This is a genomic window from Bacillota bacterium (assembly GCA_029961055.1).
Classification (GTDB): Bacteria; Bacillota; Sulfobacillia; order JAIMAT01; family JAIMAT01; genus JAIMAT01.
In genome coordinates, this window is sequence record JASBVM010000008.1 from 1 (window position 1) to 23,337 (window position 23,337).

Below are 23,337 nucleotides of genomic sequence, written 5' to 3' on the forward strand. Positions count from 1 at the left end.
GCCCGCTCCAGCGCCCCCTCCTCGGCGAGCACCAGCGCCCGGTCCCGCGCCCGCGTCACCGCCGTGTAGACCAGCGGCCGCTTCAGGAGCGTGAAGGCGTCCATGCCGACGACGAAGACCACCGCGGGGACCTCCGACCCCTGGAACTTGTGGACGGTGCTCGCGTAGGCGAGCCGGAGGTCCCCCACCTCGTCCGCCGCGTACGGCACCGCGCGCGGCTCCCCGCCGCCGTAGTCCGGGTACTCGACCACGACGCCCCGGATCAGCTCCTCGATCTCCCCTGCGAGATGCGCGGGTGGGTGCCCGTCCGCGTCCGGCGACCACCAGACGGCGTGTCCCTCCTCGTCGAGCCCGATCCGGCCCGCCGCGACGACCCGGCCGACCTCGCCGTTCATGACGCCCTTCCTGTAGTCGTTCCGGACGTGGATCACCCGGTCGCCCTCGCGGAGCTCCGTCGCGCCAGACCGCGAGCGCCAGACGCCCATCCCGGGCCGCAGAGGGTTCAGCACGTCGCGAAGCCGCCGGTTCAGCTCGTCCACGCCGGCCTCGCCCCGCCGGATCGGCGCCAGCACCTGCACGTCATCCGGCGACAGGCCGCCGAGGACCAGCGTCCGTACCGCCTCCACCGCGTCGTCCGCCATGCGGCGCCTGAGCGCCCTACCGGCCTCATCCCACTCCGCCCGCGGCATCTTGCGGCGCGGCCTCGCATACAGCCGCACCCGCCACGCCGGGCCGCCGTCCTCTTCGGGCATGAGTCCCTGCCGGATCCGCACCGCGTTCCGGGGGATGGCGCTCCCCGCGTCCTGTCGGTAGATCCGGTCGAGGACGGCCATCCGCACCCCCGGGACGCCGCCCCGCGCCAGCACGTGGAAGGGCGCGCCCGGCCCGACCGGCGGGAGCTGGTCGCGGTCGCCCACCAGCACCACGGGCATGCGCGGCGGCACCGCCGCGACGAGCGCCGCGAAGAGCCGCGCGTCGACCATCGACGCCTCATCCACGATGAGCATCCGGCCGTCGAGCGGGGCGTCGTTGTTCCGGCGGAAGCCCTCCTGCGGATGGAACTCCAGCAGCCGGTGGATCGTCTGCGCCGGATGCCCGGTCACATCTGCCATCCGCTTCGCCGCCCGGCCCGTCGGGGCGGCCAGGAGGATCGCGTCCTGCGCCACGCCTGCGGCCTCCGCCGCCCGCAGGACGGTCAGGATCACGGTGGTCTTGCCCACGCCGGGCGGGCCCGTGATCACGCTCACGCCGGCGGAGAGAGCGGTCACAACCGCTTCGGCCTGAGCGTCGTCCAGGCGCCCGCGAACCGCGGGACCCTCCAGGATCTCCCGCGCCTGGCCTTCGTCCACCAGCCCGGGCCGCAGCGCCGCCCCCCACAGCCACGCCCGCACCGTCTTCTCCGCGTCGTAGAGCGGCGGGAGGTAGACGATCCGCCCGCCGCCGGCGTCCGCAGCGGCGTCCGCAGCGATGTCCGCAGCGATGGCCTCGCCGCGCGTGATCAAGCTCTCCAGGGCCCCGGGCAGCCTCTCCAGGATCTCCCCGCCGAGGCCCTTGCCGTAGCCGCGCTTCTCCGCGATCCGGCGCAGGACCTCGAAGGCCCGGCGGACGAGCCCGTCCGCGCCGTCCGCGGGCAGCCAGAGATGGCCGTCCTCCTCCGCCGCATCGGCGAGCGTGTGCAGCAGCGCCGCCCGCAGCCGCCCGTCCGCCGCCGGATCCACGCCCAGCGCCTGGGCGGCCGCATCCGCCGTGAGGAAGCCGATCCCATCCACGCGCGTCAGCGCCCACGGATCACGCGGGAGGACATCCAGCGCTTCCGGCCCGAACTCCCGCCAGACCGCTTCCGCGGCGGCGGGCCCCAGCCCGGCCCGCCGGCACCAGATCAGCGCCCGGGCCCGAGCTTCCTCCTCCCCCGCGCGCTCCGCCGCGCGCCGTAGCGCGGCCTTCCGGGGCTCGGGAAGACCGAGCCCGTCCGGTCCCCCAGACCCGACCCACGCCCGGAAGCGGTCGAGGATGTCGCCGCCGTCGGGACGCCCGTCCCTCAGTGCGGCGGCCACCGCCGCCGACGTGCCCGGCCCGATCCCGTCCTGCTGCTCCAGCCACTTCGCCAGGCCCGCCAGGTCGGCCGGGCGCTCCGCCAGCACGGCCTCGACCTCCAGCTGCCGGCCGTATCGCGGATCGTCCACCCACCGGCCGACGAGCCGCACCACGTCTCCCGGCCGGCCCCAGTCCGCCAGCCGCCCGCGTGCCGTGAACGGCAGGCCGGACGCCGGCGCCACCGTCCAGACCGCGAAGGGCGAGCGTCCGGCACGGTCGGGCGGCGAGGCGTAGCGGCAGTGCCGTAGGGTCACGGTGACGGTGACGGATCCGTCCGTGCGCGGGCCTTCTTCCGCCCGTGCGGCTGCCACCGGGTCGGATCCCGTGGCCAGAGCGTCGGAGATGACGGCGGCCAGGGCGGAACCGTCGCCAGCGGCCTCTCCACGACCGCCCTGCAACCGGTCCACCTCCTCCCCGCTGAGTATACGGTATGACTGTCATACCATCCCTTTGCCGGTGTGGGAGCGGTGCGCTTCAACGCGCGCCGTGCTCAACTTCGTCCATGCCTGTCTGGCCTCAGCCGCGAGTCCGCTGAGCAGGCATCACGATGAGTGAGCATGCGTTGTTTACCGACAGCGGCCGTGGGGGATCCCCCTCCTCACGGGAGGGGGAGCAGGCCCTGCGGCCGTGGGGGGGGTCTCCCTCCTCACGGGAGGGGGAGTCACGACTCTACCCCCGTGGGGTAGAAGCATTCACACATGCTTACTTCCGATAAGGTGTAACCGCGCTATCCCGCTCAGTATGGAGGATCTCACGCTCTCTCCCTATCCCGGTAACACGTGGTAACACCTCTACTCTCGTAGAGGTGTTACCGCTGGATGGCTTGCAGGGCAAGCTCTAGAGGGCATGGTGGGGGTATCGGTAACACCGGTAACACCAAAATCGAGAGTCAACGTATAGGGCCGTTGCCGTACTTCACCGTACTGAAGAGTTGTGTTTTACCCCCTATATAGTCCCTTTAAGTGGTGTTACCGGTGTTACAGGTGTTACCGAACCCGGAAAGCCTTGTGCCACAAGGCTTTCCGGGTTCGCTTCCAGTAACACCTACCGATCGGTAAGGTGTTACTGGTGTTACCAAATTACATTTGTTTCCATTTTTCACAGCAACTGGATCACCTGCGAAGGACTCAGAAGAGCTCCGGTTCGCTGTCCGCATGCCCGCTGGCATCGTCATCCTCTGCCCCCTCATCCATCTGCTCCTGACGGCGCACGAGCACGAAGCACCGCGTCACCCTGGCGTCCGAGCCGGATCCGATCTTGACGAGCCGCGTCAGCTTGCCCTGCGCATCCCGGAGAAGCAGGCCCCGCGCCGCAAGCTGGCGTGCGATGGAGTCCGGATCCTCGAAGTGCATCTCCTCCAGCACCCGCCGTGCCACGTGCGGGTAGATGGCGACGCACGGCTTCCCCACGACCGCGACCTCCCACCTTCCGGCCCATCCGATGGGCCCCGGCGGCGGCGTCGGTCCCTCGGGGGCGCCCGGGCCGCCCACGAAGAGGTTGGCGTGTCCGTCGATCCACTCGACGAGCGCCTGGTAGGCCCGCAGATCCACGTGCTCCGGCGGGTTCGCGCCGAGATAGGCGGCGAACCATCGCCCGAGGTCCGCCCGCAGCGCGGACGGTGGGATCTCATCGTCCATGCCGAGGACCTCGTGCAGAATCTCGGCGGCCACCTCCATGACGGCGAAGGCGCCCGCCAGGCGGCTGCCCATGTCCGTGCGGGCGGCATCTCCGGCGGCGTCCGCCACGGCCCGGAGGGCCTTCGCGAAGCGCTGCTGGAGCTCGATCCGATCGATCAGGATCAGCGCCCGGATGTAAGGCGCAGCGACGACGCCGTGATGCTCGCCGGCCAGGCGCCGAAGCTCCCGCATCAGCTCCGTGGCGGATCCGGCATTCGGGGCGGCCTCATCCGCGGCGGCGCCGCCGGCCTCGACGGGGGCCAGCACGTTCCCGGCCAGCTCGACAACGCGGACCTGGGCGCCGCCGGCTGCAGGGTCGGAGAGCACCGAGCGCTCGCCGGTGGAGATCATGGTTAGCGCCCACTCGCCCGTCGCCCGCGTGCCGCCGCTCCGGTCGCCGCGTCGGCGGCCTGTGCCGTTGGCGACGGCGTAGACCGTGTTCTTCACGACATCCTGCTGCTGTTTGCTCTGTCCTTGCACCAGGCCGCTGTCGTCGAGATACATGGGCAGGTGGCGGAGGAACACGGCCCGCTGCTCGTTGGCGACGGCGGTGGCGTCCCAGCCGGCGATGAGCCCGGGCTTGGTCTCGAGCCCAGGGCCGCCGGGATATCCCCACACGCTCGCGGCCACCTGCATGGCCGTGGTCTTGCCCGTGCTGGTCAGACCAGAGTAGTGCACGGTGAAGCCGCCCGCATCGATGAGCGGCAGGAGCGGCGATGCGAGCGACGCGTAGACGCCGATCCGGATGCGGGGATAGGGCAGGATCCGGCGGTAGAGCCCGTCGCGCCACCCGTCGAGCGTGCCGCCGTCGGAGAACCCCTCCAGGAGCCGCCGCTCGCCTGCCCCGGGCGCCCGCACGGTGATCGGCGGTCCGGCGCCTTCCGTGCCGGGAGGGTCGGCCGTCAGCGTCCGCCGGCCGAGGATGAAGCAGCGGCGCCCGTCCCCGAGCGTGCGCCAGCCGAGCGAGCGCACGACGACGCCCTCGGGGATGGTGTGGAGGTTTGCCTGCTCCATCTCCGCGAGGTAGCGGATGACGGCCTTGGCCGACTCGCTGGTGACGGGCACGTCCTGGTCGGCGAGCTGGAGGATCTTCCGGCTGTCGGCGAGGACGGACCGCTCGGCCTCGATCGTCTTCCATGTGCCGTTCCGGCGGACGGCCAGCGTGAGCTCCCAGGAGTCCGCGTCGGGGTCGTGCCGGCGGGCGATCGGGATCATGGCCGCCGGGAGCACCGGGCGGGTGAGATCTGGCAGCTCAGCCACGGTCTCCCAGTCCGGCGGGCCGTCCTCCTGCCCGGGCGGCCGCCTGGCGCGAAGGGCGTAGGGTCGCGGCAGAACGAGTCCAGGCGGCATGTCCGGCGGGGCCTGGCCGCCCAGGACGTCCGCCACGCGCGCCGGGCCGTCCTGCGCCGCCGCTGCGGCCGCCGCATCCTGGGCGGCCTTGTGGCGCCTGGCGGCGTCCAGGACCTCCTTGCGCACCTGCGGCCGGCTGGTGCCGAGCCTGCGGGCCAGGGCGTGTATGGCGGCGGTGTAGGGCACCTCACCGCGCAAAGAGACGACGGCGCCCAAGTCCTCGATGATCGCCGCGACCTCGTCGGGATCCGGCTGTTCTGGCAGCGCCGCGATCCGGCTGAGGATCGTGCCGGCTTCCTCATCGCCGTCGCCCGCGCGGTCCTTGCCCCCGTCGGCGCCGGCGTCCTGCGCGTCCTTCCGCAGCTTGGCCAGCGCTTCCTCCGCTTCCGCCCTCAGCGCTTCCGCCCATGGGGCGTCCTCCAGCCCTTTCAGCGCCCGCTGGAGGATCGCGGCATCGACGGGCTCTCCGGCCCTGGCCCGGTCCAGGAGCTTCCGCACGGCGTCAGCCAGCGCCGCCTGCCGCAGGTCCGTCGGCGCGCCGCCCGGCTGATCCGACATCCCCTATCCCCCCTTCCCTCTCGGATCCGCGTCCCGTCCTTCCCAAGCCGCGCCGCGCGCCGGCAACCGCCCGCTCGGCCGCCCGCACCCAGCGGGAGACCGTCTGCGGATCCTTCCCCAGCCCGACGGCGTGGACCGTCAGCGCCAGGTAGGCAGCCGCGGGTGCCATCCCGGCGCGAAGGCACGCCCGCGCGATCTCCTCCGCCGCCCGGGCGCGCGACCGCTCGTCGGGCCAGCCCTCCCTGTCCGCTTCCGCCCGCAGCTCGGCTGGCACGCCATCCAGCAGGACGGCCGCGACCTGATCCGCCGGATTCAGCCGCTCCAGTTCCCGGACGTACCGCGGCGCGCCGCCGGGTCCGCGCCCGGCCCGCCGCCCTCCGGCCCTTCCGCCGGCATCGCTCTCCAGCGAGGCCATGGCCCGGGCGATCGTGCGGGCTAGCCAGCGGTCGCCGTCCCGGCGCGCCTGGCGTTCGCGGTAGGCGTCCCCCACACCGCCCGATTCCGGGCACGCGAAGACGTCCCGGATCAGGTCCGGGTCCGCCCCTGACCGGAGGAGGATCCGGACGGCGCGGAACGCGGGTTCGGACCTCAGACCCCGTGGGATGGGCCGCCGGATCAACTCCAGCGCCCACTCCGGCAGGTGCAGTCCGGCGAGGAGCGTGTCCAGCGGGACATCCGCGCGAGGCGGTCGCGTGAAGCGCACCCCGACCCGCCGCCCTGCGGCGTCCGCCGCAGGGACGGGCATGGGATGCCGGCGGATCACGTCGGCGAAGTCGGCCGGCCGGTAGACCCTGGACGGGTCGAGCGCGAGGATCCGCGCCGGCGCGGGCGTGCCGTACTTGGCCTTGATGTTGAGCGTCCCCGGCAGCCTGAGCACCCTTGCCAGGTCATGGACGACGTTCGCGCCGGGCGAGAGCCCGAGCTCGGCGCCCAGCGCCCAGAGCGCGGCGCGCACCCGGCCCCGCTGGGGGTCGTCCGGCGCGCCCAGCGGCACGGGCCGGCGGAGCAGCCAGTAGGCGTGCCGCCCGCCGCCGGACGCTACGACGGCCGTGGGGGCGAGGCCCTTCTCCGCCACCTCGGCCAGGTTCCGGTCGATCTCGACGGCGCCGCCCGGGAAGTCCTTCGCGTCCAAGTCCGCGAAGAGGCAGGTGGCCGCCGCCACGTCGTCGTCGCGGCCGCGGGGCCGCGAGCGCGGGTAGACGCCGAAGAACACATGCGCCCGTCCTGACATGGAGAGCGCGAAGCGGGCGGCGGCGCCGACCCCCTCGGGCAGGGGGAAGAAGCGCTGCTCGGGGCGGCCGCCGCCCTCCGGGATCAGGCGGATCTCCAGGTGGCCCGCGACGCCGGGCTGGTCGTAGAGAAGGCGCAGGAGGGCGAGGGCGTCGGCGTCCGATGGCGCGCTGGCCGCTTGTCCGGCGGCCTGTGGAGCGGGTGTGGACGGGCCTGTGGACAGGTCGCGTGCGGCTGTGGACATCCGCCGTCGCCCTCCCTTCCGTGAGGTCCAAAAAGGCAAAAGGCCCGGCCCCAAAGGGCCGGGTGAACGGTTGGCAAGTGGCAGGGGCGGCGGGACTTGAACCCGCAGCCAGCGGTTTTGGAGACCGCCGCTCTGGCCGATTGAGCTACGCCCCAGCGAGATCACTGTGGACGGCGGCGGGATTCGAACCCGCGTCCCGCACCCGGCCCGCGCGCATGCCGGTGGGTCGCTCTTGCCCGTTGAGCTACGCCGTCCCGAAAGCTGGTGGGCGCGGCAGGGATCGAACCCGCGTCCGCCCGATCAAGAGTCGGGAGCCCTGCCGTTGGGCCACGCGCACGTGAACTTGGCTGCCCCGCCACGACTCGAACGTGGATCTCCGGGTCCAGGGCCCGGCGGCCTGCCGGTTGGCCGACGGGGCAGCGATCCGTTTCCTGGCGGCACCGGAGGGACGGGGCCATCCATCCTCTCCGGCGCCCGCGTCATCGTTGATCGTCAGAACAGGTCCGGCTCCCCGCCCGCGCCGGCGGCGGTGGACGCGGCCGCCCCGGTGGCGACGGCCTCTTCCTCGTCCTCGCCCTCCTCCTCGGAGATCAGGCTCGGCGAGGAGAGCCAGGCGTCGATGTGATCGCGCAGACGCACGATCCGCCCGTAGACATCGGTCGCCTCGTCGTTGGTGAGCGCCCGCAGCGTCTCGATCGTGAGCACGCCGTACTGGCGGAGCTCGCCGGCGACGGCCTGCTGGTCGAGCTTGGCCCGAAGGCGCACCTTGACCGTGGAGATCCCCTGGCCCTTGGTGGCCTGCTCGGAGATCCAGTTGACGACGGTCTTGATCGACATGGGCGGCGCCGAGACGACGATCGGCATCGCGTAGCCGTCGGGCAGCACCAGGAGCAGCCGCTTCTCGCGGCAGGCCTTGCCGCGTGTGCGCTGGCCCTTGTCGTTGACGGCCGAGCCCCACTTGTTGTGGGGGCACGTCGCGCAGGCGCGGACCTTGCCGGCGTCCTGGCCCAGCTGGACGACGCCGAAGTCGCCGTCGCGCCCGGTGCGGTCGAGGACGCACTCGGCCAGCCGCATGGGGTTCCCGGCGTCGTCCGTCACCGTGACGGTGTGCCGGCGGGCCTTGCGCACGGCCAGGATGACACCGGTGATCTCCGCCATGGTCTCGGTCGTGGTGGTCGACACGAACGATCCGGGGCCGGGGCGGTAGAAGATCGGGCGAAACTCGGTGATCTCGTCCTCCAGCGTCAGCTCGGAGAGCGCCTTGACGGCGTCGCCATCGAAGGGGATCGGGGCGGTCTGGGCCGTCGGGTCATGCTGGTCGAAGAGGTTCAGGGCCATCGTGCCTTCCTCCCTTGGATCCTTGTTCTGCGGTCAGTAGGCGTCGCGGCAGATCTCGCGGTACGGGCAGCGTGCGCAGCCGAACTTGTTCTGCGGGTTCGGCCAGTAGCGCCCTGCGGCCACCGAGTCCGCGGCCGCCGCGACGATCCGCGCGAGCCGATCGTGGTCCTTCGGCCCGCGCGAGGTCTCGAGCGTCAGGGCGTAAGGCTTCTTGGTGCGGACCAAGTAGTCGAATGCCACCCCCCTTTCCGTCTCGCCGGTCAGCTCGCGGTAGGCGAGCGACTCGGCCGTCGCCTGAAGGTTCTCGTCGAGGTCGGCCTGCGCCGGCTTGCGCCGCGTGGTCTTGAGGTCGCGGACCCATCCCTCCGCGATCACGTCTGGGATGACGGTCATCCGCACCCCCGCCACGCGGATCTCGGTGCGCACCTCGATCGCGATCGGGCGGCCTATCCTCGGCAGCACCTCGGCCTGCCACAGCCCGTGCAGGGCCGCAGCTTCGTCGATGAGGGCCGTCGGATCCGGCGGGGCTGCTCCCACCTCCTCCTCATCGGGTCCGGACGCCGCGCTGGCGCCGGCCATCTCGTCCAGCCCGGCCTGGATCTCGGCGGCCATCGCGGCGCCGGGACTCTCCAGCGGCGCCCCCGCGTCGGACGCCGCAGCGTTCGGGGAGATCGCCCGCAGGGCGATCTCGGCGGCGCGGTGGACTGCGCGCCCCAGCACGCTCTCCACGGTGTCCGTCACCGCCGGCAGCTGGTCCACGTGGCGGAAGCGGAAGTAGGCCGGGCACCGCAGCCAGTCGCCGAGCTTGCTAGGACTCCACGTCTGCTCCTCGTCGTCGCTGATCTCCTCGGACAGCCTGCCGAGCCGCCACGCCGGCGTGGGCAGGATCTCGCGCGGGTCGACGGCCAGGACCTCGGCCACGCGCAGCAGCGCATTGGCGCTGGGCCGCCGCCGACCGCTCTCCCAGGCCCGGATGGTGGGGGCCGGGATGCCGGCCCGGGTCGCGAGGGCCGCGACGCTCAGCCCGCGGCGCGATCGCAGATCGCGCAGGGCGGCGGACGGCTCGGCGGCTGTGCTCGGCAAGGGGATCCCTCCTTTCGGCGGGCTTGGCCCTCCCGCTGGCGGGGCCAAGCCAACTGTACCGCATGACTGTCATACTGTCAACCAGGACGTTCTGCTGGGCCGCCCGCCTCTTCGGCGGCGGCGGTTCAGCCGCGGCGCCGGAGGTCCTTCAGCTCAGGGGGGATGCGCACCGGCGGCCAGAGCTCGTCGCACATGTGCCCGTACTCCCGCCGGGCCGTCTCGTACGTGATCCCGTGGTGCTCGGCCAGCCGCATGAGGGATTCGCGCCGCCAAGCCCTCCTGCGGGCCTCCTCCGCCCGGAGGGCGGCCGCGATCTGGGGGCGGGCGTCGATCACGTTGCTCCCCCGGTCCGGTTCGCCGCTGCTCTTCCGCCTGGCCTCGGCCGCCATGCCGGATCCACCTCCCCTGGCGGGATCTTCGAGAAGCCGGATGCGGTGTTCACCGCGCGTGAACGAACTCTGCCATCCAGTCGCTCCCAGGCGCGCCCGTCGGCGCCTGGAGAAAAGTCCGGCCGCCGCCTCCCGGTTCTGGGAGGCTTTGGAAAGTCTGCCTTAACTCTGCCTTCGGAGGCTGTCCTTCGGGGTCATTTCAGGTCCTTTTGAGTCCCTTCCATTCACTCTTCCATCTTATGGAAATCGCCCGCTTTCCCTCGCGGGGCGGGCGATTCCGGCTTTACTCAAGCCTTGTTTCTGGTGGGCGGTAGAGGACTTGAACCTCTGACCCCGTGTACGTCAAACACGTGCTCTGCCAACTGAGCTAACCGCCCGAAATCCCTGGAAGGACTCCGCTGGAGGCGACGGGCGGATTCGAACCGCCGAGTTGGGGTTTTGCAGACCCCTGCCTTGCCACTTGGCTACGTCGCCCAGAAAACCGGGCCCGCCGTCCCCGGCGGGTCGACCTTGCCTTCCGAACGGATCCCAAAGCTGACGCATTCCAAAGGCATTCCAAATCTTTGGAGCGGGAAACGGGACTCGAACCCGCGGCCTCCACCTTGGCAAGGTGGCGCTCTAGCCAACTGAGCTATTCCCGCGTACCTGCGGAGGCGATTGTAGCACGGAGCGGCCGCACGGCGCAACGCGCCGTCGCGCACAGAGCCGTCCCGCGCCTCGGGACCCTCTCGCATCCGTCCGGAGCCCGGCCCGCCGCCCTGGGGTGGCGACCTGAAGCGGGCGTGAAGAGGCGGGCGGGCACCCTACCGCTGCTGCCACCGCCTCCTCAAGGACCCGTCCTGCGCCGGATGGCTCGCGCCCCTCCCCACCGCTACACAAGGGTGGGAGGACGCTCTCCCAACGAGGAAGGATGCGGTGTGCGAGCCGATGTGATCCTGCTTCACGCGCCGGCTGTCTTCGATTTCCGCGAGCGCCCCCGACTCTGGGGCCCTCTGGCCGACGTGGTGCCCTCCAGCTCCGTCTTCGAGATGTATCCCGTGGGCGAGACCAGCCTCCTCGAGCGGCTCGAGCGGGCAGGCTACCGGGTGGGCCTGGTCAACGTCGCCCACCGCATGCTGCTCAGCCCCTCGTACGACGTCGACGCCGAGCTCGCCCGCATGCAGGCCCCCGTCTTCGGCATCGACCTGCACTGGCTGCCTCACGCGGCCGGAGCCATCGAGCTGGCGCGCCGCGTCAAGGAAGCCCACCCGGCTTCCTGGGTGGTGCTGGGCGGTCTGAGCTCCACCTACTTCCATCGCGAGATTCTGGAACGCTATCCGTGGGTGGACGCGGTTCTGCGCGGCGACAGCACGGAGGAGCCCATGGTCCAGATGGTGGACGCCGTGCTCAAGGGGAACCGCTCCCTGGCCGACGTACCCAACCTCAGCTACCGCCAGCCGCGTCCCGCCCACCGGCCGGGCGCCGAAGGCGAGATCCGGGTCAATCCCCTGACGCATGTCCCCGCCACCATGGACGGTCTGCGGGTCCCCGCCTACGACGCCGTCGTCCGCGCCGCCCTCCGCCAGCACTCCATCGCGGACGTGGAGCCCTACCACGGCTGGCGCGACTATCCGACCACCATGCTGCTGGCGGCTCGCGGCTGCACCCAGCACTGCATCGTCTGCGGCGGCTCCAGCGACGCCTACAGGCGGCTCTGCGCCCGCGAGAAGCCCGCCTTCCGCTCCGCCGCGGACCTGGCTGCCGACATCCGCAGCATCGCGCGCTTCAGCCGCCATCCCATCTTCTTCGTCAGCGACCCGCGCATCGGGGGGCGGGAGCGCTGGCGGCAGCTCCTCCAGCTCTGGCGCAAGCGCCCGCCGAAGAACGAGCTGGTCTTCGAGCTCTTCGGCCCCGCCAGCGACCGCTTCTTCGCCGAGCTGGAGGAAGCGCTCCCACGGTGGAGCCTCGAGCTGAGCATCGAGTCGCAGGATCCGGCGCTCCGCCGCGTCAACCGGAAGTTCTCCTGCCCCAACGAAGCCGTCGAGGAGACCATCCGCCGCGCCCTCGCGCATGGCGCGCGCAAGGTCGACCTCTTCTTCATGACCGGGATCTCCGGGCAGGACCGCGCCAGCGCCGAGGCCATGCTCCCCTACTCCCGCCACCTGGTGGAGATGCTGGGCGGGGATCGCCGCTTCGAGCCGTTCGTCGCCCCTCTGGGTCCGTTCATCGACCCCGGCTCCACCATCTGGACGACGCCCGACCGATACGGCTACCGGCTGTTCTACCGGACGCTGGAGGAGCACCGGCAGGCGCTCCACCACCGGACCTGGCGCCAGCTGCTCAGCTACGAGACCCGCTGGCTCAGCCGCGCCGACATCGTCGACGTCACCTACGACGTGGCCACGGGCCTCAACGAGCTGAAGCGCTCCTACGGCGTGATCGGCGAGGCTGCAGCCGCCCGGGTGCGGGAGACCGCGGAACGGGAGCGTGCCCTCCTCGATCGGCTCGATCAGGAAGAATCGCTGGAGGAGGTCGCGACCCCGCTGCCTGCCGGCGGAAGCCTCTGCGCACCCGAGGAGCTGACCTGGCCGCCCGGCCGAGCCCGGTGACGCCGCCGGAGGCGGGGCCGGGCCCGCACGTCCCCGGCGCAGCGGCGCTGCGGGCGCCTGGGGAGGCCCTTCCGCGGCCTTGCTGGTGTGAACAGGTAGAGGTTCAGCCGCTTGCACACAGGGAGCAACAAGGTCCCGTACCTCCCGCCCCTGGCCACGGCTGCGCGTGATGAACGGCCTTGCCCCACGCAGACCGTCTCAAAGGGAGGCGGTAAGCCGTGAAAAGCACGCCGGATGGCCTGGTCGCTGAGCAGCCCTGGCAGTTGGCCGGCGCCGTGCTGCCGGCCGGCGTCCATCCCTCCGCTGCGGTCGAGCAGCGCGTCCGCGAGGCAAGCAACCGGACGGATGAGCTCGCGCGCTCCCCGGGAGTCACCCGCGAAGAAGCGCTCTACCTGATCGGATGGCTTGACGGGGTGCCGTGGCTCGTCGGGGAGGCGGGCAAGGCGACTCTCGCCCTGCAGCAGCACCCGCTGGTGCGGGCCATCGACGTCGGGCTCGATCCCGAGCCTGTCGGGCTGAAGGAGGTCCTCGCCGCCGTGGTCGCCGCCCGGCCGGCCAGCTAGGCGCGCGGTAACGGCTCCACACAGAAAGCCCCCCAGGGTGCTGCCCTGGGGGCTTCTGTGTGAGCCGGCGAGCGAGGCGGAAGGAGACGTCCTAAATGGTCGGGCATCCTCCTATGTCAGCCGATCCGCGAACGTTCGAAGCTCCTCGTCCGAAACATTGGCGCCATGGAGCCAGATGCACGTATCCTCGTGGGGCCTCATGAGGTCTGACTCGGCATGGATCGACTGGTACTCCCAATGGACCACCGGGTCGACGGTAGAGTCGCCTGCGCTGAACGTTGCAACGCCTGGAGGATCGAGAGGGTGTTGGCGCGTGCCAGACACTTCTACACACGAAAGAGGCTGTACGGCTTCGATTACAAACGATGGCGGCGTGAATCTGACCCACACAAGGTAGGCCGTAGGCAGGTCAGAGATCTTATTCACGCGGACTCCGACCAAGCTCATCCCCACGTCTTGCGGTAGCGGTATGGACACGCCAAGGTAACGCTCAGCATAACCCAGCGTGACCACCGGTCCCGTAACGCGCCCGGTAGCCGCGGCTACGAGAAAGTTCCGGTCGGCAGCTGCGACTCGGAAAGGAGGGACAAACCGCGCTCGCAGGCGTCCTCCCTCCACGCGGTCGAGAACAGCGCCTGCTATGCCGGCAATAAGCAGACTCCCGGCGATTGCCACAGCTAGCCTGAGTCTTTGCCTCACCGCTCCCCGCTCCTCCGCAGCTCCCGGTCTAGCCCCTCGACCCACGCGCCCAAGTCGCGCGTCCTCTTGCAGCGCCTCAGGAGGCCGAGGAGTCTGTCGAGCACGTCCGGCTCGGCTTCGAGGATGCGGTCGACGCGCTCATCGACGGCCGCCCGCGCCTCCGGCCACCCGTCGGCGAAGGCCAGGAGAATGCTGGTGGGCGCGGGTCCGTAGTGCTTGCAGGTGATCTTGGGCATGCTCACGCCTACTCCTCCCCGCTGGATCATAGCGCACCGAGAAAGACCGAAAGCCGTCCATTCCGGACGGCTTTCGGTCTGTGTAGGAGCCGGCGCTCAAGGCGCCTCCCCGAGCCCCCCGACGAGGAGGAGAAGACCTTTCAGGCACTGTATCACAGCGGGCTTCAGAATCGCAGGTCGCCACTCGCCACCTCGGGTCGCAGGGAGGGAGGGACGAAACCCACCGCGCTCCAGGGGTCTCCGGCCGCCTCTCCGCGAAGGATCGCGAGCACCGCATCGAGCGCCCGGTGAACAGCGGTCTTCGCGCGCTCGCTCTCCGGGCCGGAATCACGCAGCGCCGCCTGACAGTCGCGGATGATCGGCTCCACCTGCGCCAGCAAGGTCTCCCGGTCTGCCTGCATGCCACTCACCCCCTCACCACGTACTCCTCAAGCCGCCTGTTCCCGTCGATCACGGGCCTGTTCTCCGGCTCCGGGTAGCCGTATTCCTCGTCGTCCTCGTCGTCCTTCAGCTCGGCCTGCCGCCGCTTCGCCGCAGCCCGGTTCATGGCCTCGCGCCGCTGTTCCCGAGACTTCCGCGCATGTTTCCGCTCATGGGCCAGCTTCTGACGGAGCCCATCGAGTTCGTCGAGCTTGCGCAGCGCCTCTTCCAGCGCACTCCGGCGGTTCGCGTTCTTCGCGCGCTTCGATTCCTGTGCATCCAATGTCTTGGCAGTCGCCTTGGCAATGGCCGTGACGTGCTCCAGCGAGGTCCGAAGATACCGCTCCGCCTTCGCGATGCGGTAGGATTCCTGAAGCTGGTAGAATTCCGCCGGCATGTTGGGCGGAATCATTGTGTAGCTCGGCTCGGCCGCAGCCGGGACAAACGCCTTGACCACGGCCCCGCGCCGCAGCCGCTTCGCCTCAGCGATGGCCTCCTGGATCATCTCAAGCTCGGTCATGGTTCATCCCCCTCCTCATCCAGGTCCGCTTCCCGTCGGGCCGCGTCTGTCTTTTCAACGGCTCTCCTGGCCTTTTCGGCCAGCTCCTCCAGGGGCGGGAGAAGTCGCGCAAGCAACACCGCCTTCGCATGAGCTGCGAGGTTGACATAGGTCTCGGCGGTCGGCCGGCCCAAAGTACTCGGATCTATAGAAGAAAAGGGTGAGTAACCTCGTGGCAACTCCTGACCAGCACGCCCTGCGGCCGCGTCATGGGGCGCGTTGGCGAGAAAAACTGGAGCGAGGAGTTGTGGCGAAGGGCTTGCGAGGAGGGGCTGGTCGAAGCGGTCCGTCGTGAGCGGAGGAGTGGCAGGCGTCTACAGCGACAGGAAGAGCTTGTCAGGTGGTACGAGGAACAACTAATCAGAGTGAAGCTTGAGGAGGAGCGAGCCAGGCAGATCAAGGGCCGGCTCCTTGAGCAGGCACGCTCTCACATCGCCGCCGTCAAGGCGGCGCAACGCGAGGAGGTTCACCGCTTCCGCGAGCGCTGGCTCAGCGGGCTGGTCGTGCGCATGGCCGAGGCGGCTGAGTGGGCGATCCTCTCGCCGGAGCGGCGGCGCAGATCATGCGGGCGAACTCGCCGGCCGACGCATGGGAGCCGGTGAACATTCAAGAGCCCTTTGCGGGCGGCCAGCCGTTCACGTCGCCGGCCCGACGCGAGATCACCGCCGAGGAAGTCTACCGGGAAGCCGAGTGGGTGGCCCGTTCCGTCGTGATCATCCGACCCGAGGAGATCCAGCGCATCCTCGTCGCGCGCGAGGAGCTTGAGGCGCTGGCCAATGCGCTCGCGGAGGCGTACGGTTGGTCGCCATTCGAGGCTAAGCTCTTCGTCCTAACCGGCGAGGCCCCCGATCTTCCGCGCGCCCGTGTTGTGGGGATGCGCGGGCAGCGCTTCATCGTGGAGGTCGACGCCGACGTTTCGCCCGAGGAACTGGCTGGCTTTTGGGCTGATATCCGGCACGAGCGGCGCGCGCCGGCCATGACCGCAAAGAGCAGTGAATTGGCCGTATTCATTGCCCAGGCGAACGATGGCAGACGCTGGAAGGCGGCTATGGCCGAGTGGACCAGGCTTCACCCCGAGTGGGCGGCCAAGCGGCTGCCGAATTTCATCCGTGATGCGCGGTATGCCTACCGGCGCGTCATGGGGCGCGATCTGGAGTGGCGAGGCGGAAAGGAGGGAGACCAGCAATGAGCCGGCGCGCCGCTGGTGAAGGCAGCATCTACAAGGAGCGGAAGCGCCTGAAGCGCCTCAAGGACGGCCGCGAGGCGGTCTACTGGCGGGCGGAACTGGTGACGGGTTGGACCGCCAAGGGGAAGAAGGTCCTGCGGAAGTCCTTCAAGACGCGCGCCGAAGCGGCTGTCTGGCTGGCCGAACAGGTCGCCGCCAAGAACAGGGGCCAGCTGCCGGTCGAGCCGAGCCGGCAGACGGTCGAAGGGTGGCTCGGCCGTTGGCTCCGCGACGTAGCTGCGTTGGAGGTCCGGCCGACCACGCTGGAGGTCTACGCCCGCCAGGTCCGGCATATCACTCCGACCATCGGGCGCATCCCCCTCGTCAAGCTGACGCCGGCGCACGTCCAGACCATGGTGACGGAAGTCGCCAAGTCCGGCCTGAGCGCCCGGTCGGTCCAGCTGGTCTACGTCACCCTGCACCGCGCGCTTGAGGTGGCGGTCCGCCTCCGGCTCATCGCGACGAATCCATGCAACGCCGTGGTCCGCCCGAAGGCGGAGCGGCCCGAGCTGCGCGTCCTGAGCGCCGAGGAGGCGCGGCGCTTTCTGGAGGCGGCCCAGGAGGATCGGTACGCCGCGCTTTGGCACCTCCTCCTCTCGCGCGGCCTGCGCATCGGCGAGGCTTTGGGGCTGACGTGGGATCACATCGACCTCGACGGCGGGCGGCTGGAGATCGTTCAGCAGCTCATGCAGCCGCGCGCCGAGGAGGAAGCTTCCGGCTGGCGCCGCCCAAGAGCGCGAAGAGCCGGCGCACCGTCCCTCTCACGCCGAGTGACGTGGCCGCCCTGCGCGCGCACCGGAAGCGCCAGGTCGAGGAGCTTCTGGCGACCGGCTTCCGCCCGCGCTGGCCGCTGGTCTTCCTGAGCGAGGCGGCGACGCCGCTCCTGGAGGCGAACCTGATCCGTCGTCACTTCAAACCCATCTTGGAGCGGGCTGACCTGCCCCGCGAGGTGCGCATCCACGACCTCCGCCATACCTGCGCGTCCCTGCTCCTGGCGGCCGGCGCGAACCCGCGCGAGGTCTCCGAACTCCTCGGCCATAGCACGGTCGCCTTCACCTTGTCGGTCTATGCGCATGTCCTACCGGGCGCGCAGGAGCGACTGGCCCAGAGGATGGAGGCCATCCTCCACGGCTGAAGACCCAGCAAGCCCCCTGAGCCTGCGGGCATCCGCCCGCACTGGCGGCCATCTGATGGCGGATGCAGGCAGACGGCAGACAAGACGCGAAAGGCGGGGCGATGACCCCCGCCTCTTTTCGCCGCGCGGCAATCTCCACTCCCCGAATGCTCCCCGAACGCCCTGCGCGGCGACCGCTTCCCCGAACACCCGATCCCCGAAACCCGCTTCCTGACTCGAAAATGGGTGGTGGCGCAGGGCGGAGTCGAACCGCCGACACGCGGATTTTCAGTCCGCTGCTCTACCAACTGAGCTACCGCGCCAGAGAGGTTGCTGCCTGAGTGTACGACGCCCGGCCGGCAGCGTTCAAGGCCCGCCCGGCCTCTGCGGAACGGCAGCTGCCTCTCGCCACCGCCGCCGAGCCGGTGCCCGCTCCCCGGGCCGCGACGAGGGCTTACCCGCCCGGCGCGCTTCCATATTTCGTACCTTCCAGATCCGTGCATCCTCCCGCCAGGGAGGAAAACTTTTCGCCGGGGCGAATGGGGTAAACCACCCGGTTCATATCACCCAAGGCGCTTGCTGCGTCATCCCGGGATTGACCACGGTACGAGGAGGGCGGAGAATTGCACTTTACGGGTCGGCTTCATCGTTTATGGAGAGGCGCGCTCCTCTCCCTGGCGGTTCTCGGCCTCCTGGCCAGCGCAGGGTGCGGGGGCAGCGGGGGCAGCGGCGGCACCGCCCAGACGGGCGCCCAGGGGAGCAACCCGATCAAGGTCGGTTTCAACTTCGAGCTTTCCGGGGACGTCGCCACCTTCGGCCAGCACACCTGGAACGGCGCCCAGATGGCGCTCGACGAGATCAACGCCAAGGGCGGCGTCCTCGGCCGGAAGCTGGAGCCCGACAAGCTCGACAACAAGGGCGACAACGCCGAGTCCACCAACGTGACCACCCGCCTGGTCAGCGACGGGGTGGTGGCCATCATCGGGCCCGCCACGACGGGCGACTCGCTGGGTGCCATCCCGGTGATCACCTCGGCCAAGATCCCGCTCATCCCCACCTCCGCCACCGCCGTCCCCGTCACCGTGGACGAGAACGGGAAGGTGCGCGACTGGGTCTTCCGCGTCTGCTTCATCGACCCGGTCCAGGGCGTGGTGGGCGCCGACTTCGCCTACGACCAGCTGAACGCGCGCAAGGCGGTCATCCTGGAGGACAGCACCAACGACTACTCGAAGGGACTGGCCGCGGCCTTCAAGCAGGAGTTCGTCAAGAAGGGCGGGCAGGTCCTGGCCGAGCGGGGGTTCGCCAAAGGCGACCAGGATTTCCGCTCCGTCCTCTCTTCGTTCAAGGCGCTCCAGCCGGACCTGATCTACGTGCCCGCCTACTATGACAAGGTCGGCATCATCGTCCGCCAGGCGCGCGACATGGGCATCACCGTGCCCATGATGGGAGGCGACGGGTGGGATTCCCCGGACCTGGTCAAGCTGGCGGGGGCGGCGGCCCTGAACAACACCTTCTTCACCAACCACTACTCCTCGGGGGATCCGGACCCCAAGGTCCAGGACTTCGTCAAGGCGTACAAGGCCAGGTACGGCGACGGGCCCGACGGCTTCGCCGCCCTCGGCTACGACGCGGTCTACCTGCTGGCCGACGCCATCAAGCGGGCCGGTTCCGCCGAGCCGGACAAGATCCGCCAGGCCCTGGCCTCCACCAAGGACTTCCAGGGCGTGACCGGCAACATCTCCATGGACGCGCAGCACAACCCCGTCAAGCCGGTGATCATCCTTGAGATGAAGGACGGGCAGCAGGTCTTCAAGGCGCGCATCACGCCCCAGCAGGGATGAACCGTCCCTGAACCCGGCCGGGGGAGGCGGCGCTCGTGCCAGGCAGCACGGGCCGCTTCCTCCCGGCCCTTCGCCTTGCTTGATCCGGAGCGTTTGTAGAGCGAGGCGGGCGACGCGGCGGTCCGGACCGGGCAGAGGAGAAGGCCGGGCGCCGCGCCGAACCTTGACACCCGTCACAGGGAGAGGAAGAATCGCATGACGTCCATCCTGCAACAGATCGTGAACGGGCTCTCCCTGGGCAGCATCTACGCCCTCATCGCCCTCGGCTACACCATGGTCTACGGCATCATCAAGCTGATCAACTTCGCCCACGGCGACGTCTATATGGTGGGCGCCTACGTCGCCTTCTTCGCGGTCACCCTGCTCAGCGTCAACCTGGGCGTGGCGCTCCTCCTCGCCATGCTGGTGGCCGCGCTCCTGGGGGTGCTGATCGAGCGGGTCGCCTACCGCCCGCTGCGCAACGCACCGCGGATCGCCGCGCTGATCACCGCCATCGGCGTCTCCTTCATCCTGGAGAACGGCGGGATCATCGTCCTCAAGCCGGATCCGCGCGCCTTCCCCGACCCGATCCAGTGGCAGCAGATCCGGCTGCTGGGCGGGTCGCTGGTCCTCTCCACCCAGGACCTCTTCATCGTCGGCGTGACGGTGGTGATGATGCTGCTCCTGGTCTGGTTCGTGCAGCGGACCCGGACGGGCCGGGCGATGCGCGCGGTCGCCTACGACATGCAGGCGGCCGCCCTGATGGGCGTCGACGTCGACCGGACGGTGGCGACCACCTTCGCGGTCGGCTCGGCGCTGGCCGCCGTGGCGGGCGTTCTGGTCGGCCTCTACTACAACCGGGTGGACCCGCTGATGGGCCTCATCCCGGGCCTGAAGGCGTTCATCGCCGCGGTGCTGGGCGGTATCGGCAGCATCCCCGGCGCGATGCTGGGGGGGTACCTGCTGGGCGTCATCGAGGCGCTGGTCGGCGGCACGCGGTTCAGCCTCTTCCGGGACGCCATCTCCTTCGCCCTTCTCATCCTGATCCTCCTGGTGCGGCCGGCGGGCCTGCTGGGGCGGAACGTACGGGAGAAGGTGTGAGCCGCCCATGGAGCCCTATCTTCGCAAGGAGAACCTGGCCGTCGGCGCCCTTCTGGTGCTGGGCTTCCTGGCGGGCCAGGCGCTGGTGCCGGCCCTCAACCCCTACCTGCAGGCCCAGGTCTTCACGGTGGGCATCAACATCATCCTCGCCGTCAGCCTCAACCTGATCAACGGCTTCACCGGGCAGTTCTCGCTGGGTCATGCCGGGTTCATGGCGGTGGGCGCCTATACCGCCGCCGTGGCGACCACGCGCCTCGGCCTCCCCTTCGCCCTGGCCCTGCTGATGGCAGCCGCCGCCTCGGCGCTCATGGGCGTGCTGGTCGGCGCTCCCACGCTCCGGCTCCGCGGCGACTACCTGGCCATCGCCACCCTGGGCTTCGGCGAGATCCTCCGCTCCGTCCTCTACAACGTCGACTACGTGGGCGGTGCGACCGGCCTCTTCGGCATCCCCCGCCTGACGAGCTGGGCCTGGCTCTTCGTGCTGACCGTGCTCACGGTGCTGGCGGTGAAGAACCTGGTCAACTCGACCCGGGGGCTGGCGCTGAAGGCGGTCCGGGACGACGAGATCGCCGCGGAGGACGTGGGCGTCGACACCACGCAGACCAAGGTGCTCGCCTTCGTCCTCGGCGCGGTCTTCGCCGGCGTCGGCGGCGCCCTGTACGCCCACTACTTCTTCGTCATCCAGCCGACCACGTTCAGCTTTCTGAAGAGCTTCGAGATCCTGGTCTACGTCGTCCTGGGCGGCCTCGGCTCCATCACCGGGAGCATCGTCAGCGCCACGCTCCTGACCCTGCTCAGTGCGGCGCTCCAGCAGCTGGCCGCTCTGCGCATGGTGCTCTACGGGCTGGCGCTGGTCCTGGTGATGATCTTCCGCCCGGGCGGTCTCTTCGGCACCCGTGAGGTCAGCTTCGAGTCGATGGGCCAGCTGTGGCGGCGGCTGACCGGTCGACAGCCGCCCGCGCCCGGTCCGGCCCCCCTCTCCCCCCTCGCGCCAGGAAGCCCGGACGCACCCGACCTCCCGGAGGTGACCGGCGGTGGCACTGCTCAAGACCGTTGACCTGGGCATCGCCTTCGGTGGGTTGAGGGCGCTCTCCCACCTCAACCTGGAGGTGGAGGCCGGAGAGCTGGTCGGCCTGATCGGCCCCAACGGGGCGGGCAAGACCACGGTCTTCAACCTGCTGACCGGCGAGTACGCGCCCACGGAGGGCGAGATCCACTTCGACGGCCGCCGGTTGGGTCGTCTCAAGCCGCACCAGGTCAACCGCCTGGGGATCGCGCGCACCTTCCAGAACATCCGCCTCTTCCGCGGCCTGAGCGTGGTGGAGAACGTCAAGGCCGCACTCCACTCGCGCCTGGCGCCGACCTTCCTGGCCACGCTGCTGCGCTCGCCCGGCTTCTACCGGGACGAGGCGCGGGTGGAGGCGGAAGCCATGCGCCTGCTCGCCCTGGTCGATCTCCAGGCGGTCGCCCGGCAACCGGCCAGCAGCCTGCCCTACGGCCTCCAGCGCCGGCTGGAGATCGCCCGCGCCCTGGCGACCGGGCCGAAGCTGCTCCTGCTGGACGAGCCCGCGGCCGGCATGAACCCGCAGGAGAGCCGCGCGCTGATGGAGCTGATCCGCTCGATCCGCAGCGGCTTCGGCCTGACCATCCTGCTGATCGAGCACGACATGTCGGTGGTGATGTCCGTCTGCGACCGCATCCTGGTTCTCGACCACGGGGTGGAGATCGCCCGCGGAACCCCCGAGGAGATCCGGCGGAACCCGCGGGTGATCGAGGCCTATCTGGGCGAGGAGGTCCCGGCCGATGCTTCTTGAGCTGGAGGAGATTCAGGTCAACTACGGGCCCATCCGGGCGCTGCGCGGGATCTCCTTCACGGTGGAGGAAGGGGAGATCGTCACCTTGATCGGCGCCAACGGCGCCGGCAAGAGCACCACCCTGAACACCATCTCGGGTCTCCTCCACCCTCGCGCGGGGCGGATCCGCTACCTCGGCGCCGAGATCCAGCGCCTCTCGCCCCAGGAGGTGGTGGCGCGGGGCATCACCCAGGTGCCCGAGGGCCGGCGGGTCTTCGCGGAGATGAGCGTGGAGGAGAACCTTCTCCTGGGTGCCTACCAGCGCCGCGATGCCGCCGGGATCCGGGCCGACCTGGCCCAGGTCTACGAGCGCTTCCCGGTGCTGGCGGAACGGCGCCGGCAGAGCGCGGGGACGCTCTCGGGCGGCGAGCAGCAGATGCTGGCCATCGGGCGCGCGCTGATGGCCCGGCCCCGGCTCCTCCTCATGGACGAACCCTCCATGGGGCTGGCGCCCATCCTGGTCCAGCAGGTCTTCGAGATCATCCGGCAGATCAACACCCAGGGGACCACCATCCTCCTGGTGGAGCAGAACGCGCACATGGCGCTCAAGGTGGCGCACCGGGGGTACGTCCTGGAGACCGGGCGGATCACCCTCGCAGGTCCGGCCGCGGAGCTCTCGGCCAGCGAGGAGGTGCGCAGCGCCTACCTCGGCGCGGGGTAGGCGCGGGGGAGGCGGGCGGCGAGGGCGGCCGGTCACCTAGTGGCCCAGCTTCTCCTCCACCGAGCGGACCTTGCCCTCCATGCTGGAGGGGCGGTCGCGCCGGTCATCCACCTTCATGACGATGTCGACACGGCGCGCGCCCTCCGCGAAGACCGCCTCCTCCATCTGCCGGACGAGGCGGAGGATCCGGTCCAGGTCGCCCTCGAGCGTGGTGAACATGGGGTCGAGACGGTAGCGGACCTCCGGGGGCGCTTCCTTCTCCAGAACCCTCTCGGCCGCGGCGACGAACCGGCTGACGCTGGTCTCGCCCGTGCCGAGCGGCGCGATGCTGACCGCGACAATCGCCATCCTCCCGCCTCCCCTCCGCCTCCCTCGCCGCGCCTCGCCTCCCCTCCCATTCTGCCACCGCGGGCCGCGCCGGTCCGGACGCCCGCGGCCCCCCGGACCTGCCGCCATCGCTCCCGCCCCCTCCGCCCCGCCCGTGGAAGGAAGCCATCCCCGCTCCGGCGAAAAGGCTGTTCAGCAACTTGTCACAG

The 23,337-nt window shown here is 70.3% G+C and carries 20 protein-coding genes and 7 tRNA genes; 10 read left to right on the forward strand and 17 right to left on the reverse strand.

Features of this window, described 5'->3' with window-relative positions; genetic code table 11:
• The 12 genes from QJR14_02885 to QJR14_02940 all read right to left on the reverse strand — a co-directional run.
• Nucleotides 1-2,501 (reverse strand): AAA family ATPase (locus tag QJR14_02885; GenBank protein ID MDI3316568.1); only part of this gene is annotated, 2,501 nt, incomplete at its 3' end.
• A gap of 720 nt (nt 2,502-3,221) precedes the next feature.
• Nucleotides 3,222-5,678 (reverse strand): DUF927 domain-containing protein, encoded by a 2,457-nt coding sequence (locus QJR14_02890; protein ID MDI3316569.1) that lies wholly within the window; start codon nt 5,676-5,678, stop codon nt 3,222-3,224.
• Nucleotides 5,623-7,152 carry a DNA-primase RepB domain-containing protein gene (locus QJR14_02895; GenBank protein ID MDI3316570.1) on the reverse strand — a complete coding sequence of 510 codons (1,530 nt, stop codon included), beginning with the start codon at nt 7,150-7,152 and terminating at the stop codon, nt 5,623-5,625. Before QJR14_02895 ends, QJR14_02890 begins: the two co-directional genes overlap by 56 nt.
• A 168-nt stretch (nt 7,153-7,320) precedes the next feature.
• A tRNA-OTHER gene (locus QJR14_02900) sits at nt 7,321-7,406 on the reverse strand.
• 8 nt (nt 7,407-7,414) lie between these two features.
• Nucleotides 7,415-7,489: transfer RNA gene (locus QJR14_02905), tRNA-Lys, on the reverse strand.
• A 7-nt stretch (nt 7,490-7,496) separates the two neighbouring features.
• Nucleotides 7,497-7,571: transfer RNA gene (locus QJR14_02910), tRNA-Gln, on the reverse strand.
• Nucleotides 7,572-7,644: 73 nt separating this feature from the next.
• Entirely contained in the window at nt 7,645-8,490 is an 846-nt protein-coding gene (locus tag QJR14_02915; GenBank protein ID MDI3316571.1) for a hypothetical protein, read from the reverse strand.
• Nucleotides 8,491-8,523: 33 nt separating this feature from the next.
• Nucleotides 8,524-9,573: a PD-(D/E)XK nuclease family protein gene (locus QJR14_02920; GenBank protein ID MDI3316572.1), complete on the reverse strand. Its 1,050-nt coding sequence runs from the start codon at nt 9,571-9,573 to the stop codon at nt 8,524-8,526.
• Between the two features lie 125 nt (nt 9,574-9,698).
• Entirely contained in the window at nt 9,699-9,962 is a 264-nt protein-coding gene (locus QJR14_02925) for a hypothetical protein (GenBank protein MDI3316573.1), read from the reverse strand.
• 301 nt (nt 9,963-10,263) lie between these two features.
• Nucleotides 10,264-10,339: transfer RNA gene (locus QJR14_02930), tRNA-Val, on the reverse strand.
• A 22-nt stretch (nt 10,340-10,361) separates the two neighbouring features.
• Nucleotides 10,362-10,436: transfer RNA gene (locus QJR14_02935), tRNA-Cys, on the reverse strand.
• A 90-nt stretch (nt 10,437-10,526) separates the two neighbouring features.
• Nucleotides 10,527-10,603: transfer RNA gene (locus tag QJR14_02940), tRNA-Gly, on the reverse strand.
• 276 nt (nt 10,604-10,879) lie between these two features.
• On the opposite strand from QJR14_02940, the gene QJR14_02945 reads away from it, so the two are divergent.
• Nucleotides 10,880-12,550 (forward strand): TIGR04190 family B12-binding domain/radical SAM domain protein, encoded by a 1,671-nt coding sequence (locus QJR14_02945; GenBank protein MDI3316574.1) that lies wholly within the window; start codon nt 10,880-10,882, stop codon nt 12,548-12,550.
• A gap of 218 nt (nt 12,551-12,768) precedes the next feature.
• Nucleotides 12,769-13,113 carry a hypothetical protein gene (locus QJR14_02950; GenBank protein ID MDI3316575.1) on the forward strand — a complete coding sequence of 115 codons (345 nt, stop codon included), beginning with the start codon at nt 12,769-12,771 and terminating at the stop codon, nt 13,111-13,113.
• Nucleotides 13,114-13,808: 695 nt separating this feature from the next.
• Here the strand turns inward: QJR14_02950 and QJR14_02955 are convergent.
• From QJR14_02955 to QJR14_02965, 3 genes are all read right to left on the reverse strand, one after another.
• Complete coding sequence (locus QJR14_02955) at nt 13,809-14,054, reverse strand: hypothetical protein (GenBank protein ID MDI3316576.1); 246 nt, start codon at nt 14,052-14,054, stop codon at nt 13,809-13,811.
• A gap of 158 nt (nt 14,055-14,212) precedes the next feature.
• Nucleotides 14,213-14,458: a hypothetical protein gene (locus QJR14_02960; protein ID MDI3316577.1), complete on the reverse strand. Its 246-nt coding sequence runs from the start codon at nt 14,456-14,458 to the stop codon at nt 14,213-14,215.
• Complete coding sequence (locus tag QJR14_02965; protein MDI3316578.1) at nt 14,455-14,988, reverse strand: hypothetical protein; 534 nt, start codon at nt 14,986-14,988, stop codon at nt 14,455-14,457. The genes QJR14_02960 and QJR14_02965 overlap by 4 nt, the downstream gene beginning before the upstream one ends.
• A gap of 565 nt (nt 14,989-15,553) precedes the next feature.
• On the opposite strand from QJR14_02965, the gene QJR14_02970 reads away from it, so the two are divergent.
• Genes QJR14_02970 through QJR14_02980 form a run of 3 tightly spaced genes read left to right on the forward strand, consistent with a single transcriptional unit; the run spans nt 15,554 to nt 17,387 of the window.
• On the forward strand, nt 15,554-16,216 hold the full coding sequence (locus tag QJR14_02970; GenBank protein MDI3316579.1) for a hypothetical protein: 663 nt from the start codon (nt 15,554-15,556) through the stop codon (nt 16,214-16,216).
• On the forward strand, nt 16,213-17,115 hold the full coding sequence (locus QJR14_02975) for a tyrosine-type recombinase/integrase (GenBank protein ID MDI3316580.1): 903 nt from the start codon (nt 16,213-16,215) through the stop codon (nt 17,113-17,115). The genes QJR14_02970 and QJR14_02975 overlap by 4 nt, the downstream gene beginning before the upstream one ends.
• A complete protein-coding gene (locus QJR14_02980) occupies nt 17,028-17,387 on the forward strand; it encodes a tyrosine-type recombinase/integrase (protein MDI3316581.1) in 360 nt (119 codons plus the stop codon). Before QJR14_02975 ends, QJR14_02980 begins: the two co-directional genes overlap by 88 nt.
• A 226-nt stretch (nt 17,388-17,613) precedes the next feature.
• Here the strand turns inward: QJR14_02980 and QJR14_02985 are convergent.
• A tRNA-Phe gene (locus tag QJR14_02985) sits at nt 17,614-17,689 on the reverse strand.
• Nucleotides 17,690-17,989: 300 nt separating this feature from the next.
• Here QJR14_02985 and QJR14_02990 point away from each other — a divergent pair.
• From QJR14_02990 to QJR14_03010, 5 genes are all read left to right on the forward strand, one after another.
• The gene (locus QJR14_02990; protein ID MDI3316582.1) at nt 17,990-19,207 is read left to right on the forward strand and encodes an ABC transporter substrate-binding protein; all 1,218 of its coding nucleotides are present in this window, start codon (nt 17,990-17,992) and stop codon (nt 19,205-19,207) included.
• 195 nt (nt 19,208-19,402) lie between these two features.
• Nucleotides 19,403-20,287: a branched-chain amino acid ABC transporter permease gene (locus QJR14_02995; protein ID MDI3316583.1), complete on the forward strand. Its 885-nt coding sequence runs from the start codon at nt 19,403-19,405 to the stop codon at nt 20,285-20,287.
• A gap of 7 nt (nt 20,288-20,294) precedes the next feature.
• A complete protein-coding gene (locus QJR14_03000; protein ID MDI3316584.1) occupies nt 20,295-21,344 on the forward strand; it encodes a branched-chain amino acid ABC transporter permease in 1,050 nt (349 codons plus the stop codon).
• Nucleotides 21,322-22,101 (forward strand): ABC transporter ATP-binding protein, encoded by a 780-nt coding sequence (locus QJR14_03005; GenBank protein ID MDI3316585.1) that lies wholly within the window; start codon nt 21,322-21,324, stop codon nt 22,099-22,101. The genes QJR14_03000 and QJR14_03005 overlap by 23 nt, the downstream gene beginning before the upstream one ends.
• Nucleotides 22,091-22,801 (forward strand): ABC transporter ATP-binding protein, encoded by a 711-nt coding sequence (locus QJR14_03010; protein MDI3316586.1) that lies wholly within the window; start codon nt 22,091-22,093, stop codon nt 22,799-22,801. The genes QJR14_03005 and QJR14_03010 overlap by 11 nt, the downstream gene beginning before the upstream one ends.
• Before the next feature lie 36 nt (nt 22,802-22,837).
• Here the strand turns inward: QJR14_03010 and QJR14_03015 are convergent, their stop codons facing one another.
• Nucleotides 22,838-23,149 (reverse strand): MTH1187 family thiamine-binding protein, encoded by a 312-nt coding sequence (locus QJR14_03015; protein ID MDI3316587.1) that lies wholly within the window; start codon nt 23,147-23,149, stop codon nt 22,838-22,840.
• Between the last annotated feature and the right edge of the window lie 188 nt (nt 23,150-23,337).

Coding starts and splice junctions, on each gene's coding strand:
- QJR14_02890 (MDI3316569.1), bottom strand. CDS start 5,678: ATGTCGGATCAGCCGGGCGGCGCGCCGACGGACCTGCGGCAGGCGGCG.
- QJR14_02895 (MDI3316570.1), bottom strand. CDS start 7,152: ATGTCCACAGCCGCACGCGACCTGTCCACAGGCCCGTCCACACCCGCT.
- QJR14_02915 (MDI3316571.1), bottom strand. CDS start 8,490: ATGGCCCTGAACCTCTTCGACCAGCATGACCCGACGGCCCAGACCGCC.
- QJR14_02925 (MDI3316573.1), bottom strand. CDS start 9,962: ATGGCGGCCGAGGCCAGGCGGAAGAGCAGCGGCGAACCGGACCGGGGG.
- QJR14_02965 (MDI3316578.1), bottom strand. CDS start 14,988: ATGACCGAGCTTGAGATGATCCAGGAGGCCATCGCTGAGGCGAAGCGG.
- QJR14_02975 (MDI3316580.1), top strand. CDS start 16,213: ATGAGCCGGCGCGCCGCTGGTGAAGGCAGCATCTACAAGGAGCGGAAG.
- QJR14_02995 (MDI3316583.1), top strand. CDS start 19,403: ATGACGTCCATCCTGCAACAGATCGTGAACGGGCTCTCCCTGGGCAGC.
- QJR14_03000 (MDI3316584.1), top strand. CDS start 20,295: ATGGAGCCCTATCTTCGCAAGGAGAACCTGGCCGTCGGCGCCCTTCTG.
- QJR14_03010 (MDI3316586.1), top strand. CDS start 22,091: ATGCTTCTTGAGCTGGAGGAGATTCAGGTCAACTACGGGCCCATCCGG.
- QJR14_03015 (MDI3316587.1), bottom strand. CDS start 23,149: ATGGCGATTGTCGCGGTCAGCATCGCGCCGCTCGGCACGGGCGAGACC.